Origin of the sequence: Streptomyces sp. NBC_01017 (assembly GCF_045162795.1) — a bacterium.
GTDB lineage: Bacteria > Actinomycetota > Actinomycetes > Streptomycetales > Streptomycetaceae > Streptomyces > Streptomyces machairae.
In genome coordinates, this window is sequence record NZ_CP108683.1 from 1,691,988 (window position 1) to 1,708,152 (window position 16,165).

The 16,165-nt window shown below is 71.3% G+C and carries 12 protein-coding genes; 4 read left to right on the forward strand and 8 right to left on the reverse strand.

Translation table 11 applies throughout. From position 1 onward, the window contains the following. Positions 1-11: 11 nt before the first annotated feature. The 5 genes from OG331_RS08035 to OG331_RS08055 form a co-directional block, all read right to left on the reverse strand. Positions 12-1,016 carry a hydroxyacid dehydrogenase gene (locus OG331_RS08035; protein ID WP_406193384.1) on the reverse strand — a complete coding sequence of 335 codons (1,005 nt, stop codon included), beginning with the start codon at positions 1,014-1,016 and terminating at the stop codon, positions 12-14. Positions 1,017-1,063: 47 nt separating this feature from the next. Next, a complete protein-coding gene (locus OG331_RS08040; protein ID WP_406193387.1) occupies positions 1,064-1,990 on the reverse strand; it encodes a carbohydrate ABC transporter permease in 927 nt (308 codons plus the stop codon). After that, complete coding sequence (locus tag OG331_RS08045; RefSeq protein ID WP_406209834.1) at positions 1,987-2,988, reverse strand: carbohydrate ABC transporter permease; 1,002 nt, start codon at positions 2,986-2,988, stop codon at positions 1,987-1,989. The genes OG331_RS08040 and OG331_RS08045 overlap by 4 nt, the downstream gene beginning before the upstream one ends. 245 nt (positions 2,989-3,233) lie before the next feature. Next, the gene (locus OG331_RS08050) at positions 3,234-4,568 is read right to left on the reverse strand and encodes an ABC transporter substrate-binding protein (RefSeq protein ID WP_406193390.1); all 1,335 of its coding nucleotides are present in this window, start codon (positions 4,566-4,568) and stop codon (positions 3,234-3,236) included. 115 nt (positions 4,569-4,683) lie between these two features. Further along, positions 4,684-5,778 carry a substrate-binding domain-containing protein gene (locus OG331_RS08055; RefSeq protein ID WP_406193393.1) on the reverse strand — a complete coding sequence of 365 codons (1,095 nt, stop codon included), beginning with the start codon at positions 5,776-5,778 and terminating at the stop codon, positions 4,684-4,686. Between the two features lie 339 nt (positions 5,779-6,117). On the opposite strand from OG331_RS08055, the gene OG331_RS08060 reads away from it, so the two are divergent. The 4 genes from OG331_RS08060 (at position 6,118) to OG331_RS08075 (ending at position 12,664) form a co-directional block, all read left to right on the forward strand. Beyond that, a complete protein-coding gene (locus OG331_RS08060) occupies positions 6,118-6,840 on the forward strand; it encodes a TetR family transcriptional regulator (protein ID WP_406209837.1) in 723 nt (240 codons plus the stop codon). Positions 6,841-7,060: 220 nt separating this feature from the next. Beyond that, a complete protein-coding gene (locus OG331_RS08065; RefSeq protein WP_406193396.1) occupies positions 7,061-7,474 on the forward strand; it encodes a Zn-ribbon domain-containing OB-fold protein in 414 nt (137 codons plus the stop codon). Between the two features lie 243 nt (positions 7,475-7,717). After that, positions 7,718-10,504, forward strand: a complete 2,787-nt coding sequence (locus OG331_RS08070; RefSeq protein ID WP_406193399.1) for an alpha/beta hydrolase family protein — start codon at positions 7,718-7,720, stop codon at positions 10,502-10,504. 240 nt (positions 10,505-10,744) lie between these two features. After that, positions 10,745-12,664: a protein kinase domain-containing protein gene (locus OG331_RS08075; protein WP_406193402.1), complete on the forward strand. Its 1,920-nt coding sequence runs from the start codon at positions 10,745-10,747 to the stop codon at positions 12,662-12,664. Between the two features lie 17 nt (positions 12,665-12,681). Here OG331_RS08075 and OG331_RS08080 read toward each other — a convergent pair whose 3' ends face one another. From OG331_RS08080 to OG331_RS08090, 3 genes are all read right to left on the reverse strand, one after another. Beyond that, positions 12,682-13,314, reverse strand: a complete 633-nt coding sequence (locus OG331_RS08080; protein WP_406193405.1) for a DUF3558 family protein — start codon at positions 13,312-13,314, stop codon at positions 12,682-12,684. 10 nt (positions 13,315-13,324) lie between these two features. Then, positions 13,325-14,128 carry an FHA domain-containing protein gene (locus tag OG331_RS08085; protein WP_406193408.1) on the reverse strand — a complete coding sequence of 268 codons (804 nt, stop codon included), beginning with the start codon at positions 14,126-14,128 and terminating at the stop codon, positions 13,325-13,327. A gap of 116 nt (positions 14,129-14,244) precedes the next feature. After that, the gene (locus tag OG331_RS08090; RefSeq protein WP_406193411.1) at positions 14,245-16,080 is read right to left on the reverse strand and encodes a serine/threonine-protein kinase; all 1,836 of its coding nucleotides are present in this window, start codon (positions 16,078-16,080) and stop codon (positions 14,245-14,247) included. Positions 16,081-16,165: the final 85 nt, after the last annotated feature.

Genomic DNA, 16,165 nt, shown 5'->3' on the forward strand with positions numbered 1-16,165 from the left:
CGGCTGCTCGCTCACGCCGAGCGGGTCAGCTCGTCCGGCGCGACCTCGTGCGCGAACGGCAGGCCCTGTGCGTACCGCGCGACCTCGTCGATCGCCCAGTCGGTCATCCGGCCGAGTTCATTGCCGAGGGAACCGGCGATGTGCGGGGTGAGCAGGACGTTGGACAGGGAGTACAGCGGCGAGTCCGCGGGTGGTACCTCGGGTTCGGTGACGTCGAGGACGGCGTGGATGCGGCCGGTGACCAGGTGCGCGGTGAGGGCGTCGGTGTCGACGAGGCTGCCGCGGGCGGTGTTGATGAGGGTGGCGCCGTCCTTGAGCAGGGCGATGCGGCGGGCGTCGAACATGTGGTGCGTCTCGGGCAGTTGGGGCGCGTGGACGGAGACCACGTCGCTGCGCCGCACGAGTTCGTCGAGGCCGACCTGCGCCACGCCGAGGGTGCGCGCCTGCTCCGGGCCCAGGTAGGGGTCGTAGAGCAGGACGTCGAAGTCGAACGGGCGCAGCAGGTCGAGGACCCGGCGGCCGATACGGGAGGCACCGACGATGCCGACGGTGCGGTGGTAGTTGCCGTGGCCGCTGTAGTACGGCAGCAGGTCGGGCTGGGTACGGGTGGCGGCGTAGGTGTGGGCGGCGTCGAGGACGCGTTTGCCTGCGAACAGGATGGCGGCGAGGGTGAATTCGGCGACGGGCACGGCGTTGGCCGCTGCGGCTGAGGAGACGGCGATGCCGTGGCGCCAGACGGCGTCGGTGATGTGGTGCTTGACGGAGCCGGCCGCGTGGACGGCCGCGCGCAGTCGGGGCATGCGGTGCAACGCGTCCTCGGTCAGCGGGGGTGCGCCCCAGTGGGTGAAGAGGACTTCGGTGCGGGCGAGTTGACGGGCGTCGGCGGTGGTGAAGTCCGTGACGGTGGTCGCGGTGTCGACGTGGGCGACGGATTCGAGGCGGTCGAGGGCCTTGTCGGCGAGGAGGCGGCTGTGGATGCCGGCTCCCATGGCCAGCACGGTGTGGGGTCGGCGCATGCCGTTCAGGACGGTTCCTTCCGGGGCGGGCGTGGCGGAGGGCGTCGTCACTTCACCGCGCCCGCGGTCAGGCCGGAACGCCAGAAGCGCTGCAGACAGACGAAGGCGACGATCAGCGGGACGACCGCGACGAGCGAACCCGTGATGACGAGCGAGTAGAACTCGGGCTGTTGCTGGGTGACGCTGTTCCACATGAACAGGCCCAGGTTGACCGGGTAGAGCTGCTCGTCGTTGAGCATGACGAGGGCGCCGAAGAAGTTGTTCCAGCTGGCGGTGAACGAGAACAGGAAGATCGTCATGAAGCCCGGTGCCAGCATCGGCAGGGCGATGCGGGCGAAGGTGCGCAGTTCGCCGGCGCCGTCGACACGGGCCGCTTCCAGGATCTCGTTCGGGACGTAGCCCTCGGAGAAGACACGGGCGAGGTAGACGCCGAACGGGTTGACCAGGGCGGGCAGCAGCAGCGCCCAGTAGGTGTTGACGACACCGGCCTTGGTCGCGAGGAGATACATCGGCAGCTGGATGACGGTGGTGGGGACCAGGACTCCGCCGAGGACCAGGCCGAACAGCTTCTCCTTGCCTCGGAAGTCGTACTTGTCGAAGGCGTAGCCGGTGGCGACGCAGATGAATGTGGAGGCGGCCGAGCCGACGACGGAGTAGAGCACGCTGTTGCCGAACCAGCGCAGGTAGATGCCGTCGTTGAAGGTGAGCACCCGGTGCAGGTTGGTGAGCAGGTTGAAGTCGCCGAAGGCGAACCCGGATGTGGCGAAGAGGTCGCGGTGGTTCTTGGTTGCGGCGAACAGCAGCCAGGTGACGGGCAGAAGGGTGTAGCCGGCGGCGACGATCAGCAGGCCGTTGACGGCGCCCTTGGAGAGCAGGGTGTTCGGGGTGGTGCGGCGGCGGCGCGTGGCCGTGGTGGGCCGGGGCGTGGCGGAGGGCTCGGCGGTGGGTGTGGTGTCGTGGGTGAGGGTGCTCATGACGTGGCCGCCTTCCACCGGTTGCCGATCCGGGTGACGAGGTAGGAGAGGACGACGCCGAGGACGGCCAGCAACAAGGACGCGGCGGCGGCCATGCCGTAGTCGTGCTGCACGAATCCGGCCTTCCAGATGAACAGGGTCGGGGACCACTCGGTGTCGATGGAGGGCGCGCCGCGCTGGTTGAGGAGCTTCGGCTCGGTGAAGATCTGGATCGCTCCAACGCAGGTGAACAGAACAGTCATGACGATCGCTGAGGCGATCATCGGGACCTTGATCTGCAGCGCGGTGCGCAGTGCGCCGGCACCGTCCACGACGGCCGCTTCGATCACTTCGCGCGGAACGGCCTGCAGTGCGGCGTAGAAGATGACCATGTTGTAGCCCATCCACTGCCAGGCGCTCAGATTGACCAGCGACGCCAGCACATGATCGTTGGCGTAGAAGTCCCAGGAGCCGCCGAACGCGCCGATCCATTCGAGCACCGGGCTCAGTCCCGGCGTGTACAGATAGATCCAGATGATCGAAGCGATCAGTCCGGGGATCGCGTGCGGCAGGAACAGGGCAAGTTGGAAGAACCGCTTGGCGCGGGCGAGGGCCGAGTCGACCAGGAGGGCCAGGGCGAGGGATCCGCCGATCATCACCGGGATGTAGAGGGCGCAGTACAGCGCGATGTGCGCGAAGGATGCGCGGAAGCCGGTGTCGGCGAGGGCCTTGGTGTAGTTGCCGAAGCCGGCGAACACCCGCTCGGTGCCGCCGAAGCCGAGCCCTGAGGAGCGCTCCTGGAACAGGCTCATCCACACGGCGTAGGCGATGGGCGCTGCCATGACCACGGCAAACAGGGCGAAGAACGGCGTGATGAGCAGGGCTGCCGTACGCCGTTGGCTGCGCAGGAGAGGCGACGCGCTCGTGTTCGGGGGCTGGGCCGGGAGCCGGGCACCGGGTTGGGACGAGGGGGACGAGGTGCGGCGGCTCTTGGCCGGCCGGCTGGTGGGGCGGGCCAGGGATGGGGCCACTGCGGCTCCTTGGTGGGTGGGGCGGGAAAGGCCGGTGGAGGGGGTGCAGGGGCTGGGGGCGAGGCTGGCGGGGGCGGTCGTCGGCGGGCCGTTGATTCCCTGGTCGGCGAGGACCCCCGAACCGCACGACCGAACCGCACGACCGAACGGCCCCGTCGCACCCCCGAACCGCACGACCGAACCGCACGACCGAACCGCATGACCGAACGGCCCCGCCGCACCACCCCGCACCACTACTGCGCGAGCTTCAGACCCCGTTCGGCGATGCCCGACTCCGCCTTCTGCTGCCCCGCCTCGATGCCGCGCGTGAAGCCGGACTTGGCGGTCTCGTCCTGGATGGCCGTGTAGACGTCCATCTGGTTCGGGCCCCAGGTCCAGCCGGGGACGATGGTGTCGACCTGCTCGGAGGCGAGGGCGTAGAGGTTCTGGCCGTTCAGGTAGGCGGTGTCGAACCTGGCGGCGGCCACTTCGCGCATCTCGGGGTTGGCCGGCAGGGCGCTGCTGGGTGAGTCGAGGTCGGCGAGCCTGGCTTCCACGCCGGCCTTGTTCGTGGTGAGCCAGGTGATGAACTCGGCGGCGGCGTCGGCGTGTTCGCTGCCCTTGAGGACGCCGTAGGAGGTGCCGCCGTAGTTGCCGCTGGCGGCGGTGCCCCAGTTGGGCATGGGCGCGGCGGCCCACTTGCCCTTCTGGTCGGGCATGGCGGTCTGCATGCCGCCCGCGGACCAGGAGGCGCCCAGGAAGGAGAGGGTCTTGCCGGAGGTGCGGGCCTTGGTCTCCTCGGGACTGTAGGCGGTGTAGGACTGCACGAGGTCGTCCTTGATCAAGCCGTCCCAGTAGGCGGCGACCTTGTTGCTCGCCAGGTCGTCGACGGCGGGCTTCCACGCGTCGCCCTCGGTGTCGAACCACTTCCCGCCCGCCTGCCAGGCCAGCGCGGCCAGCAGCGCGGGGTCGCTCTTCGGCATGGAGGCGAGCCGTGCGTTCTTGTCCTTCTGCTTGACCTTCTCGGCGGCCGTCTTGAACTCGTCCCAGGTCCTGGGGACTTCGATGCCGTACTTCTTGAACAGGTCGGTGCGGTAGTAGTACAGCTGCGGCGCGGCGTCGTACGGCACGGTCCAGGTCTTGCCGCCGAAGGTCACCAGGTCCTGGATGGGCTGCGGGAATTTCGTCTTGACCGTTTCACCGGCGTGCTCGGTCAAATCGATCAGATTGCCCTGGCTGGCGAACTCGGGGACCATCTGGTACTCGATCGTGGCCACATCGGGTGCATTGCCGGCCTTCACCGAGTTGACGAGCTTGCTGTAGCCCTCGGTGCCGCTCGGTATCTCCGTGAACTCGACCTTGATGTCCTTGTGCGTTGCGTTGAACGCCTCCACGGTCGACTTGGCCCCGAGTGTCCAGGTCCAGTAGGTGAGCGTGACGGGCTTGCCGCCCGCGTCGGTGCCGGTCGAGTCGCCGTCACCGCTGCCGCCGCAGGCGGTGGCGAGCAGGCCGAGCACGGTGACGGCGGCGAGAGCGGCGGTCGTACGGAACGAACGTGTGGTGCGGGACGAACGTGAAGTGCGCGTCATGGCACGTCTCCTACGAGACCTCGTACGGGCAGAGGCGGTCGCAGGACATCTTTTGTGCACACACGATCAGAGTCAAGAGCGTTCGCGCGAAACAATCAAAACGATCGTCGTTCGCTCATTCGGCGATCGATTCGCCGCCGCAGGATGAGCGGACCCTCAACTCCGGGAGCAGGTCCAGGTGTTGACGCGGCCCCGGCTGCTGCCCGCTGCGACGCTCGGCGAGACGCTCCAGCAGCAGCTTGGCGGCCAGCTCCCCCACGGAGCGCGTGGGTGGCGCGACGGCGGTGAGCGGCACGTCGGAGAGACCGGCGACCTCGTCCTCGTACGCGATCAGCGCCAGGTCGTCCGGGACCCGGATGCCGCATGCCTGGAGCCGTGGCACCAGCACGATCGCGTCCTCGTCGCTGTGCACAAGGGCGGCGGTGACGCGACGCTTCTTCACCGCTTCGACGAGATAGTCGACGCTCGCCTCGTAGTCCCCGTGTTCCCGCACGGTCGGGGCGGCGCCCTTGTCCACGTCGAGCCCCAGGGCCTGCACGGCCGCCTGGTAGCCGGCGGTGATCTGGTTGGCGTGCGGGCCCTCCTGCAGAACCGCGGTGATCCTGCGGTGTCCGAGGCTCGCGAAGTGACCGACGGCGACCGCGGCGCCGTGAGCCCGGTCGGTGCGCACCCGGTCCAGCACGGCGGCGGGGTTTCCGGGCGGGGCCAGGCGTTCGACCAGGACGGCGGGGACGTCGTGCTCCAGCAGCCACTTCTCCTGACCGTTCTCGGGCACGCCGCCGAACCAGCTGGGTGCGACGAGCAGTCCCTCCGCGCCGCCCGAGAGGAGGTGGTCGGCCTGCACCGAGTCCTCGGCGTCGACGTAGCCGGACACCCCCAGCACTAGCCGGCCGCCCTGGGCCGCGACCGCTTCCCGGGCGCCGCGCACGATGTCGGCGAAGATGTAGTTCGTGGTCGGGACGATCATTCCGATCACCGCGCCCTCGGCGCCCGCCGGCCGTTCGCGCACCTCGGCGGCCTTGTCCCCGGGCCACACGACCGCGCCGTGCAGCCGTTGTACCCGGCCCTGCGCCGCGAGCGCTTCGACGTCGCGCCGCAGGGTGACGGCGGAGACGCCGAGTTCGGCGGCGAGTTCGGCGACGCGGAGGCTGCCCCGCTCCCGGACGAGTTCGAGCACCCGCTCGTGGCGCTGGTCGACGTGCAGTCGCATGGTTCCCCCTGGGGCGAGGCCGGTCGAACGATCCCGCGGGCCACGCGGAGCGTGATCCCGAAGCGCTCACTCTACGCCCACAATCGTATCGATCATTTTCGATCAATACGATCAACCCGACGGTGTTGGCGCCGGCTGAGCGGCTGCCCGGACCTCATCAGGGCCGGCACCCGGGGACAGCACTCAGTTCCCCCACCTCACTGCACTGAGTGCCATCCATCCAGCTCAGGTGCTACGTTCCCGTCCATGAGCTCCAGCAGTGCGGCATCCGGCCGCGGCGAGAAGGCCGAGCGGGCGGGAAAGGGCGAGAGGGCGGAGGCCACGGCCGCCAAGCCCCCTATGCGGGACGCCCTCGTCGGTGCGGCTTTCCAGCTCTTCCTGGAGCGGGGCTACGAGCAGACGACCGTCGACGACATCGTGACGCTCGCGGGCGTCGGGCGACGGTCGTTCTTCCGTTACTTCCCGTCCAAGGAGGACGTGGTCTTCCCCGACCACGAGCGGTGCCTGGCCGACATGACGGCCTTCCTGGCGGCGAGCGGCGACGAGCACGAGCCGGTGCGCCGGGTGTGCGACGCCGCCCGGCTGGTGCTGCGCATGTACGCGGAGAACCCGACCTTCTCGGTACAGCGCTACCGCCTCACCAAAAGCGTGCCCGGACTGCGGGCGTACGAGCTGTCCGTGGTGTGGCGCTACGAGCGGCAGCTGGCCGAGTACCTGCGCGAGCGTTTCGCCGGCCGGCGCGACGGGACGCTCCAGGCCGACGTGATCGCCGCCGCCGCGGTCGCGGCCCACAACAACGCGCTGCGGTCCTGGCTGCGCTCCGACGGCCAGGGCGACGCGAGCGCCGAGGTGGACCACGCCCTGGGATATGTGCAGTCGGCCTTCGGGACCGGCCCGGCCCCGCGCCCGGACGGTGACGAACCGGAGGGTGCCGAACCGGCGCGTGACGAACCGGCGCGTGACGAACCGGCCGAGGACGTGGTGGTCGTCGTGTCCCGGCGCGGTGCCCCGCTGTGGCGGGTCGTTCAGGAGATCGAGACGGCGCTCGGGCCAGGCACATAGTTCGCGCGCTCGGCCCGGGCACATAGTTCGCGCGCTCGGCCCGGGCACATGACTCGCGTGCTCGGCCCCGGGCGAATAATTCAGGGTACGCAGTGCCTTTACGAGTGGCACTCAGTGCCATACTCTGAGGCCGTGCACGGTGGCACGGTGAACCGGGCACGTGCGTGCACGGGTTCCCCGCGCACGTGGGATTCCGGCCGAGCGCAGGGAGTTGACCAGCGTGTACCACCACTCAGGAAGCGTTGTTCGCCAGACCGCCGGCTCCGGTGCCGGCGTACTCGAACCCGCGGCCCCCGACAGGGACGCCATCGTTTTCCAGCGCTGCACCTGGTGCGGTACGGCCATGTACCACCGGCTGCTGTGTCCGGTCTGTCAGGGCAGTGACCTGCGGACCGAGCGCAGCGAGGGGGTGGGGACCGTCCGGCACTCCACGGTGGTCCACCGCAACACCCCCGCGGCACGCAATGTGTCCCTCATAGAGATGGCCGAGGGGTTCGTCGTGCGTGGCAGGGTCATCGGCCCGCCGATCGGCATTCACAGCGGAGACCGGGTGCGGCTGTCCACGGCCAAGGACCCGGTCCGCAGCGAGCCGGTGTTCCAGCTGATCGACGAGCCCTACCGCGCCTGGACCTGACCCGCGCTCCCCGCTCCCCCACACCGGGCCGGGTGCGGGAGGCTGCCGACGGTTCTCCTCGCCCTCCCCGGCGCCGCGCCTGCGTTCCCTCGTTCGCGCGGCCATCTCCGGCCGTGGCCACCATAGTTGGCTCCGAGAGCAAGCAGTCTTCCCTCCCGCCACAGGCAACGCACAAGTACCACCTTCCGTCCTTCCCAGGTGAAGGGCCCGGGGCCGTCCCGGTGCGAACGGAAGGAGGGGCACGTGATTCGTGCCCGGCGAATATGGGTCACCGGCTTGGCGGTGCTCACGGTGGTGGGGGCGTCGCCAGGGTGGGCTCAGGCTCAACCGGCGTCCGAGGCAAGGCCGCTTGCGAACTCGACCGACACCGACGGTGGTGGTGGTGCGGGCCTGCCGGACGACTGGAGCATCACCGGTGACGGGCCCGCCCGGAAGCTGGTGTGGCGGGCCGACGAGCGGGTGCCGATGGGCGATGCCCGCGTCGAGTTCTTCTCGGGTGACCGGCTGCTCGGCCGGCCGGCGCCGGCCAAGGACGGGCGTACGTTCCGGCTCGGCCTCGACGGGGTCCGGCTGGACTCCGTGCAGGACCTGGAAGTACGGGCCGCGGGCCGCCGGTTGGACGCGCCCGACCCGACCGCCGGCAGCGCTCGCTCGGCGGTGACCGTCCCGCCACGGCTGCCGGTGAACCAGGTCGACCCCGGCGAACCGGGCACGTACCAGACCGTCACGGGTGAGTACGACCTCGACCCGGTACGGCTTCCCGGATACGCCGAGCCGGTCGAGATGCGGGCCGTGGTGGTGGCGCCCAAGGGTGCCGACGGCCGCCGTCCGCTCGCCCTGTTCCTGCACGGCCGCCACTCCACCTGCTACACACCGCAGGGCGAGATCAGCGGCGACTGGCCCTGTGCCGCCGGCGGCAAGCCGGTGCCGAGTCACCGGGGCTATCTGCGCGACCAGCGGCTTCTGGCCTCCCAGGGCTATGTGACCGTGTCGATCTCCGCCAACGGCATCAACGGCCAGGACTGGAGCGCCGAGGACGGCGGCGCGCAGGCCCGTTCCTCGCTCGTACGGCAGCATCTCGCCCGCTGGGCCGACTGGTCCGCCCACCCGGCCACGGCCCCCGCGACCGTACGGCAGATGCCCGGGGCCGATCTGTCCCGGGTGCTGCTCGTCGGGCACTCGCGGGGCGGCGAGGGCGTCAACCGGGCGGCGATGGACAGTCTTTACCCGCCGCCCGCGAACCAGGACGGCTATCGCGGCCCGGTGCGCTGGCACATCCGCGGCACCGTACTCATCGGCCCGACGATCTTCGGCCAGAACCCGGTTCCGGACGTACCGTCGATGACGATCCTGCCGGGCTGTGACGGTGATGTCTCCGATCTGCAGGGCGAGGTGTACGTCGACGGCACCCGCCGGGCCAGCCGCGGGACCGCACTGCACAGCGCGGTGTACATGGTCGGCGCCAACCACAACTACTTCAACAGCGAGTGGACGCCGGGCCAGGCCGAGGCGCCCGCCGACGACGACTTCTGGAACGACGAGGAGCAGCCCGACCCGGTCTGCGCCCCCGGCACCCGCACCCGGCTGACCGCCGATCAGCAGCACAAGGCGGGCGCGACCTACATCGCGGCGGCGGCGCGGTTGTTCGTCGCCAAGGACGACCGGGTACGCCCGCTGCTCGACGGCTCGGGCCGCCGCGCACCCTCGGCCGACCCGGCGCGCGTCCTCACCCATGCCGTGGGCGGTCGGCGGGGCGCCGGTCTCCTGCCGGACGGCAAGGTCTCGGTGAGCGGAGGAGGCGGCCGGCTGTGCTCGGCTGTGCATCCCGCCACCGCCACCGCGTGCCTGTCGTCGGAGACGACCGGCGGCTCCCCGCACTTCGCGCGGTGGGAGACCGACCGCGAGCCCGGCCGCCGCGCGGTCGCGCTGCGCTGGTCCTCGGCGGGGTCGGCCGTACGGGTACGTCCCGAGCGGCCGGTGTCCCTGACGGGTGCGAAGGCGTTGGCGCTGCGTGTGATCGTGCCGCCGAACACCACCGGGACTCAGCTGGACGTCTCGGTCACCGACAGCACCGGGCGGCACCGGACGCTCGGCCGGGTCAAGGTCGACGGGCTGCCGGGGTCGGACCGGACGGCATCGTACTGGGCGCGCGAGGTGCGGGTGCCGATCGGCGCCGATGACGCGGCGGTGCTCGACCTGAGGCACGTCAAGTCCCTGGAGCTGACGCCGCGTTCGAGGTCCGGGCGGGCCTGGCTGATGGATGCCTGGGGGTGGCAGCCGGGCACGCCGGCGGTGCGGGAGGCTGCGTTGCCCCGGGTCGACGTCGGACGGCTGACCGTGCAGGAAGGGAACTCGGGCGAACGGACGTACCGGGTGCCGGTGCGGGTGTCGGGGAGCGGCAGCGGACAGGTACGGCTGTTCGTCGCCGACCCTGTCACCGGCAGGGCCACGGACCGGCTGGTGACGGTGCGGCCGGGTGCGCAGGACATCGACGTACCGGTGAAGATCCGGGGCAACACCCGCTACAGCTACGACCTGCCGCACAACGTCTTCGTCAAGGCGGTCCGTACGGCTGTGGTCGGTTCGCACCTGGGCGGGGTGACCGCAAAGAACGACGACCCGTTGCCCACGATCGGGGTGAAACCGGTCGCGGACCGGGTGACCGAGGGGAAGCCGTTGAAGTGGCGGGTGACGCTGTCCGCGGCAGCCGATGTCGAGGTGGGCGGCGTGTTCGCCCTGGTGCCGGTCACCGAAGGTGCCGTGCTGTCCACCAAGGACGTCGATCCCGAGTGGCTCCAGGAGACCTCCGGCGCGGCGCCGGATCCGGAGCGCCCGCTGTCCGCCGTGGACGACCTCAATCTGTGGGTGTCCGTCCCGCCGGGCGCCACGAGCACGGAACTGACGGTGCCGACTGTGAAGGACACGGTGGCCGAACCGGCCGAGTCGGTGCGCTTCCGGTCGGCCGACGACGAGGGGGAACCGGTGCCCGGTGCGCCGGTGGTGAAGGGCACGGTGGTGGACGCGTCCTGAGGCGACGCACCTGAGGGTCGTTGAGGCGACGCGCCTCGCGGGCGGGCTCGTGGATGCCCGCCCGCAGCGCGTCCTCGTCCCGTCGGACACGTTGATCCGTTGAGCCGCTCAAGATGAGTGCGCCCGATGAAGACTCCAGGGATACCCCGAGTAACTGCCCCCTCACGCCGTAGGTTTGATCGCAGGCGCGCAGCGCAGCCATGTGACCGTGCGCGTCGTGAACCGGGGTGAGGGGGATCCGTGCGTTCCGGAGAGGAGTTCGCCGGTCGCTATGTCCTCAAGGAGGTCATCGGCGCAGGGCGCGGCGGCGAAGTGTGGCGGGCCCACGACAGGCTGGTCGGCCAGGACGTCGCGCTGAAACCGGAGCGGATCGAGGGCGACCGCGAGACCGCGGTACGACGGCTGCTCGGCGAACCGCGCGCCATGGCCAAGTTCCGCGACCACCTGCACGTGGTGACCCTGTTCGACGTCGTGACCGTGCCTCCGGGCGACGACGGGCCCGAGACGTACTGGTTCGTCATGGAGTACGTGCCCGGCGGCGGCCTGGACCGGCTGCCGCGGATGTCCCCGCAGCGGGCGGCCCGTGTCGGTGCCCAGCTCGCCGACGCGCTCGCCGCCCTGCACGGGGCGGGCATCGTCCACTGCGACGTCAAGCCGGCCAACGTCGGCCTCACCCGGCACGGTGATGCGAAGTTGCTGGACTTCGGTGCCGCCCACCGGGTCGGCGGCACCGAGACCATCACGGCCAACGGCCCCTTCAGCTTCACCCCGGACTACGCCGCCCCCGAGCTGGCCCGGGGCAACGTTCCCCGGCCGGCCTCGGACATGTTCTGCCTGGCGGCCACCCTCCACGCGCTCGTCACCGGTTCGCCCCCGCGCGGTGGGGAGTCCCTGGAGGAAGGGGAAGACGGGGCGGACGCCGAACGCCTGACGTACTGGAAGGCCGAGCAGGGCGTCGTCGACGTGGACGCCGACGCCGTGGGACCGCTGTATCCCGCGCTGACCGCGATGCTCCGGCGTGATCCGCGGCAACGGCCCGGCGCGAGCGAGGTCAAGCGTCTCCTGGCGGCAGTCGCCGGGACCGCCTCGGACACCCCGTCGGCCGTCCGGAGCTCCGGACGCCCGTGGCGACGACGCACACTGGTCGGCGCGGCCGTCGGTGTCGCCGCCGCGCTGGCCCTCGGAGTTGCCCTCGCTCCCGGCGGCTCTGACGGCAGTGTCGATACCCGCGGTGCCGCCAACGGCCTGCCCACGGACGGGGCCACGACCACCGCACGGCAGTCCCTGATCGGCGATCCCCACACCGCCGACCTGTGCGCTCTGAGCGACCCCGCCGCCCTCGGCCGGTTCGGCAGGACCGAAGTGGACGTGGACTACGGCAACTTCGACCGCTGCGAGCTGCATCTGTACCCCGACGACGAGAGCCGTATCGACGTGACGGTCCACCTGCGCCGGGGTACCCCGCCGGAGACGGCACGCCCCACGCGCACCGTCGGCCGGATCGGCATCATGGAGGAGCAGCCGGAGAGCGACGAGTGCGGGCGCCTGCTGCTCCCGCCGGACGACGCTCCCGGCAGTGCCCCCGCCGCTACCGACGGTGTCCTGCTCGGCGTCCGCGCCAACGAGGAGGAGGGCTCGGTGGTCGGCGGCGCCGCCACCTTGTGCACGGTCGCCGACTCGGCCGCCCGCAGCGCGGCCGAGGTCCTCGGCCGGGGCCCGGTCCCCCGCCGTTCCCAGGCCTACCCGGCCGCCTCCCTGGCCTGGGCGAACGCCTGCGAGCTGCTCGACGCCGAGGCACTGTCCGTCGTCCCCGGCATCGAGGCCGGTGCCCCGGAGGTCGGTGTCGCGAACTGGGACTGCGAGTGGTTCAGCGACGTCGACGACCTCGGGGCGGAGATCGCCTTCCACCGGGACCAGCCCAAGACCTCGGCGGACGGTGACCCGGTCCGGCTCGGCGGCCACGACGCCGTCGTGCGGAAGGAGGACGACAACGACTCCTGCACGGTGTTCGTGAAGTACCGCGAGTACGGCGGCCGGAACGCCGACACGTATGCCGAGATGCTGCGCGTGGACACGCGTGGGCGGCGGCCCATGGACGACCTGTGCGCGATGGCCACGGACCTGGCGACCTCGGCCGCCGCGAAGCTTCCCGCGCGCTGAGGTGGCCGCGTCCGACGTCACTTCAGGTGGGCGAGAATCGCCTTGGCGAAGTTCGTGGCCAGGGTGGGTGCGTCGGGGCCGGGGGCGCCCTCTCCGAACGGTACGACGGTGAGCTGGAACGACTGACCGTTGCCGGCCGAGACGAACGCGATGCACGACCCCTCCGAGTGACGGCTGGGAGTGCCGAGCAGGGCAAGGCGACCGCCAATCGTCCTGGGTGTGAGGTCCCGGTATCTCTTGTCCTTGGTCAGGTCGGCCTCGGGGTGGGGAGTGAAGTCCACCAGTCCGCCCTGTGCTCCCCATTGGCAGGACTTGGGGGTGTCCTTGTACTGCTTCTCGGTTCCCTCGAAGACGACGTAGAGCTTGCCGGGTCCGGTGTCCTCGTCGTGGAGGGCGAGGCAGGGGCGCTCCGCCAGTTCCGCGAGGGTGTCCGCGGCGCTCGACGGCGAGGGGGACGGCGCCGGGGAGTTGCGGTCGGCGGACGGGGTGGGGCGTTGCGTGGCCTGCGCCCGGTCCGACGACGGCTGGGCGGGTTCCTCGTCCGTGCCGCCGCAGCCGGCGAGGGTGGCCGACACCGCCAGGCATGCCGCCGCCGTGGCCGCTCCGGCTCTGCGGCTCCGTGCGAACAGTCCCGAGATGGAGTGGGTCATGCCGGGGACCCTAGGCGCGGGGCTCCGGGACCGGTCCCGGGTCCGGGGGTGAGGGCTCCTCCATGAGGTCCAGGTCCGGCGGTACGAGAGTGGTGGACTCCACCAGGCCGCGCAGCAGGTTGTGCAGCAGGCGGTTGTCGCCGGGTCGGCCCTGGGACTTGTCGTGCAGCAGGGGGTACCGGAAGCCGGTGCGGTGCAGGCGACGGCGTACGTCCTCGATGCGGTACTCGATCCTGCGTTCGTTCCAGCCCACGTCGGGGCGCAGGTAGGCGAGTTGCCGGGCGGCCATGGCGTAGCTGAGGGGGCGCGGGTCCTCCTCGTACAGCAGGTAGCGCTGGCCCAGGACGACCAGCAGCAGGCGTTCGTCGTCGTCGAGCGACCAGATCTCCGGGCGCAGCGTCTGAGCCCGGCGCCGCGAGACGGGCCCCTGGTCGTCGTGGCCCGCCACGTACAGCTCGACCAGGTGTTCCCGGTAGCCGGAGCCCTTCACGAACAGCGGGGTGTAGCCGGGGGCGAGCGGCATCGGCTCGGTCGTCGTGTGCATCATCCGCCCGCGCGGCAGCCGGACGAGCTGCTGGCCGGTGTTGCGCAGCCACCACTGCCCCTGCTGGTACGTCAGCTCGCCGTGCCGCCGGCTCACGCGCAGATCGTCCACCCCGACGCCCAGGTCCACGTCCGGCCGCTCGCCCCGCCCGAATCGCACCGTCATGCCCGGTCGCGGCGGCGCGGTGAGATCGCCGGTCACCGTGCGGGCGTGCAGGGTTCCGGGCGCCGTGGGTGCGACGCCGCGCGCGAGGCTGGCGGACAGGGGCATCGCTGGTCTCCTCGACGGTTCGTGGGCCTCTCGGCACGTACGGATGCGTTCACCAGGGTCCCGCAGCCACGACGGGACCCGTCCCCAAAGGGCCACCAACGCGGCATGCGACGGGCTCAGTACGCCGGTTTCAGCCCTCCAGCGGGCAGCTTCTTGCCGTCCTCGCGGGCCACGCTGCACATCACGTGGCGGAAACCGGCGTCCCACTCCTCGTCCGTGGAGGACCAGCCCCACATCTCGTGCGCTTTGCCGCGGGCCCAGTCGACGCCGTACTTCTCCTCGCAGAGCCCTCCCGTGTCGACGCTGTCCGACGAGCCCTCCCCGGAGGCCCAGGTCCAGCCGGCCACCTGCTCGTCGTGCGGCCCGTCGCAGCTCACCAGGGTCTCGGTGGACGAACCGTCCTCGTCGTCCTCGGAGTTGATGCAGTCGCCCGGGCCCAGCTGCGTGATGTACACCTCGTCGCCGAACCTGCGGAAGTCGCCGAGCGGGCCGCCGACGGTGGCGTTCTTCAGGAACAGCAGGCAGGCCGACGCCGGCGGCTCGCTCTGGCCGGCCTCGGGGGTCAGGACGTACAGCACGGGGTCGGGCATGGTGCCCCGCAGGTTTGCGGTGCGCCGGGTGCACTCGCCCTGTACGGACTTCGCGTCCGGTGCGGGTGCGGTGCGGTCGGCCGTGACGGTCGCGATGACCTGCCCCTCGGGGTCGTCGTCGTGACAGTCGACGAGCTTGAGGCCCGGCCGCCCCTTGAAGTCGTCGCCCTTCCATTCGGCGTCGACGCACTGGCCCGCCGTGAGGCCGTCGCGCAGGCCCGCCTGTCTGCCGTACGGGTACGTGCTGCGGGTGACGGTCGGGGACGGGACCGGGGAAGGAGTCCCGACGGGCTTCGCCCTGACCTCCGGGCTCTGCGTCGCCTCTCCCGCGTCGCCGAAGGTGACGGCACCCAGCGCGAACCCGGCGCCCCCGACCAGCAGGGCGGTGAGCGCCAGGAGGACGGGCAGCCGGCGGACCTGGGTGGGGAGGGAACTCAGCGGTGTACGGCGGGTGGAGGTGGAGCCGCCCTCGTCCGGCGGGGCGGGTTGGCCGGGCCGTGAGCCAGGGGTGCCGACCGCCTCGCCCGCGGCCTCGGCGAGCAACTCGGCCGCCTCCGCCGCCTGGATGCGCTTCAGCGGGTCCTTGGTCAGCAGGCCCATGATGGCGCGGCTGAGCGGGGCACTCGCTCGCTGCGGCACGGAGGGTTCCGTGTTGAGTGCGGCGAGGAGGCTGGCGTCGAGTGTGTCGCGTTCGAAGGGGGCGGTGCCCTCGACGGCGAAGTAGAGGGTGACGCCGAGCGAGAACAGGTCGGAGGCGGCGGTCGCCTCGCCGCCGGACAGCCGCTCGGGTGCCACATAGCCCGGGGTGCCGACGACCATGCCGCTCCGGGTGATCCGGGTCTCGCGGGGCCGCAGCGAGATGCCGTAGTCCGTGAGCAGGACCCGGCCGTCGACGGTGCCCGAATGGTCGGGCGCCAGCAGGATGTTGGAGGGCTTCACGTCCCGGTGGATGATGCCGAGCCGGTGCCCGGCGCGGAGTCCGTCGAGGGCGGCCGCCCCGATCCGGGCCGTCTCCTCGCTCGACAGCGGGCCGCGCTGCCTGGCCACGGCGTGCAGGTCGCGGGTACCGGGCAGGTACTCCATGACGATCCACGGGCGGTCGTCGTCCTCGACCACGTCGTACACGGTGATCACGTTCGGGTGCTCGCGCAGCTGCGCGGCCTTCAGCGCTTCGTCGCGGCCCCGGTCGGCAGGGTCGCCGAGCCGTTCGTCCGGCTCGTCCGGTACGTCGATCTCCTTGACCGCGACCTGTGCCCGGAGCTTCTCGTCCTCGGCCAGCCAGACGCTTCCTCCACCGCCGGCGCCGAGCCGCTGCCGCAGCCGGTACCGCCCGGCGATGATCCGCTCCCGCTCCCCTGCCACCAGCGCTCTCCCCCTTCGCCCGCGCACCGAGCACGCCGTACCCACGACGCCCCCGGCCGCCGCCTCCTGCCCGACGGGCACGACG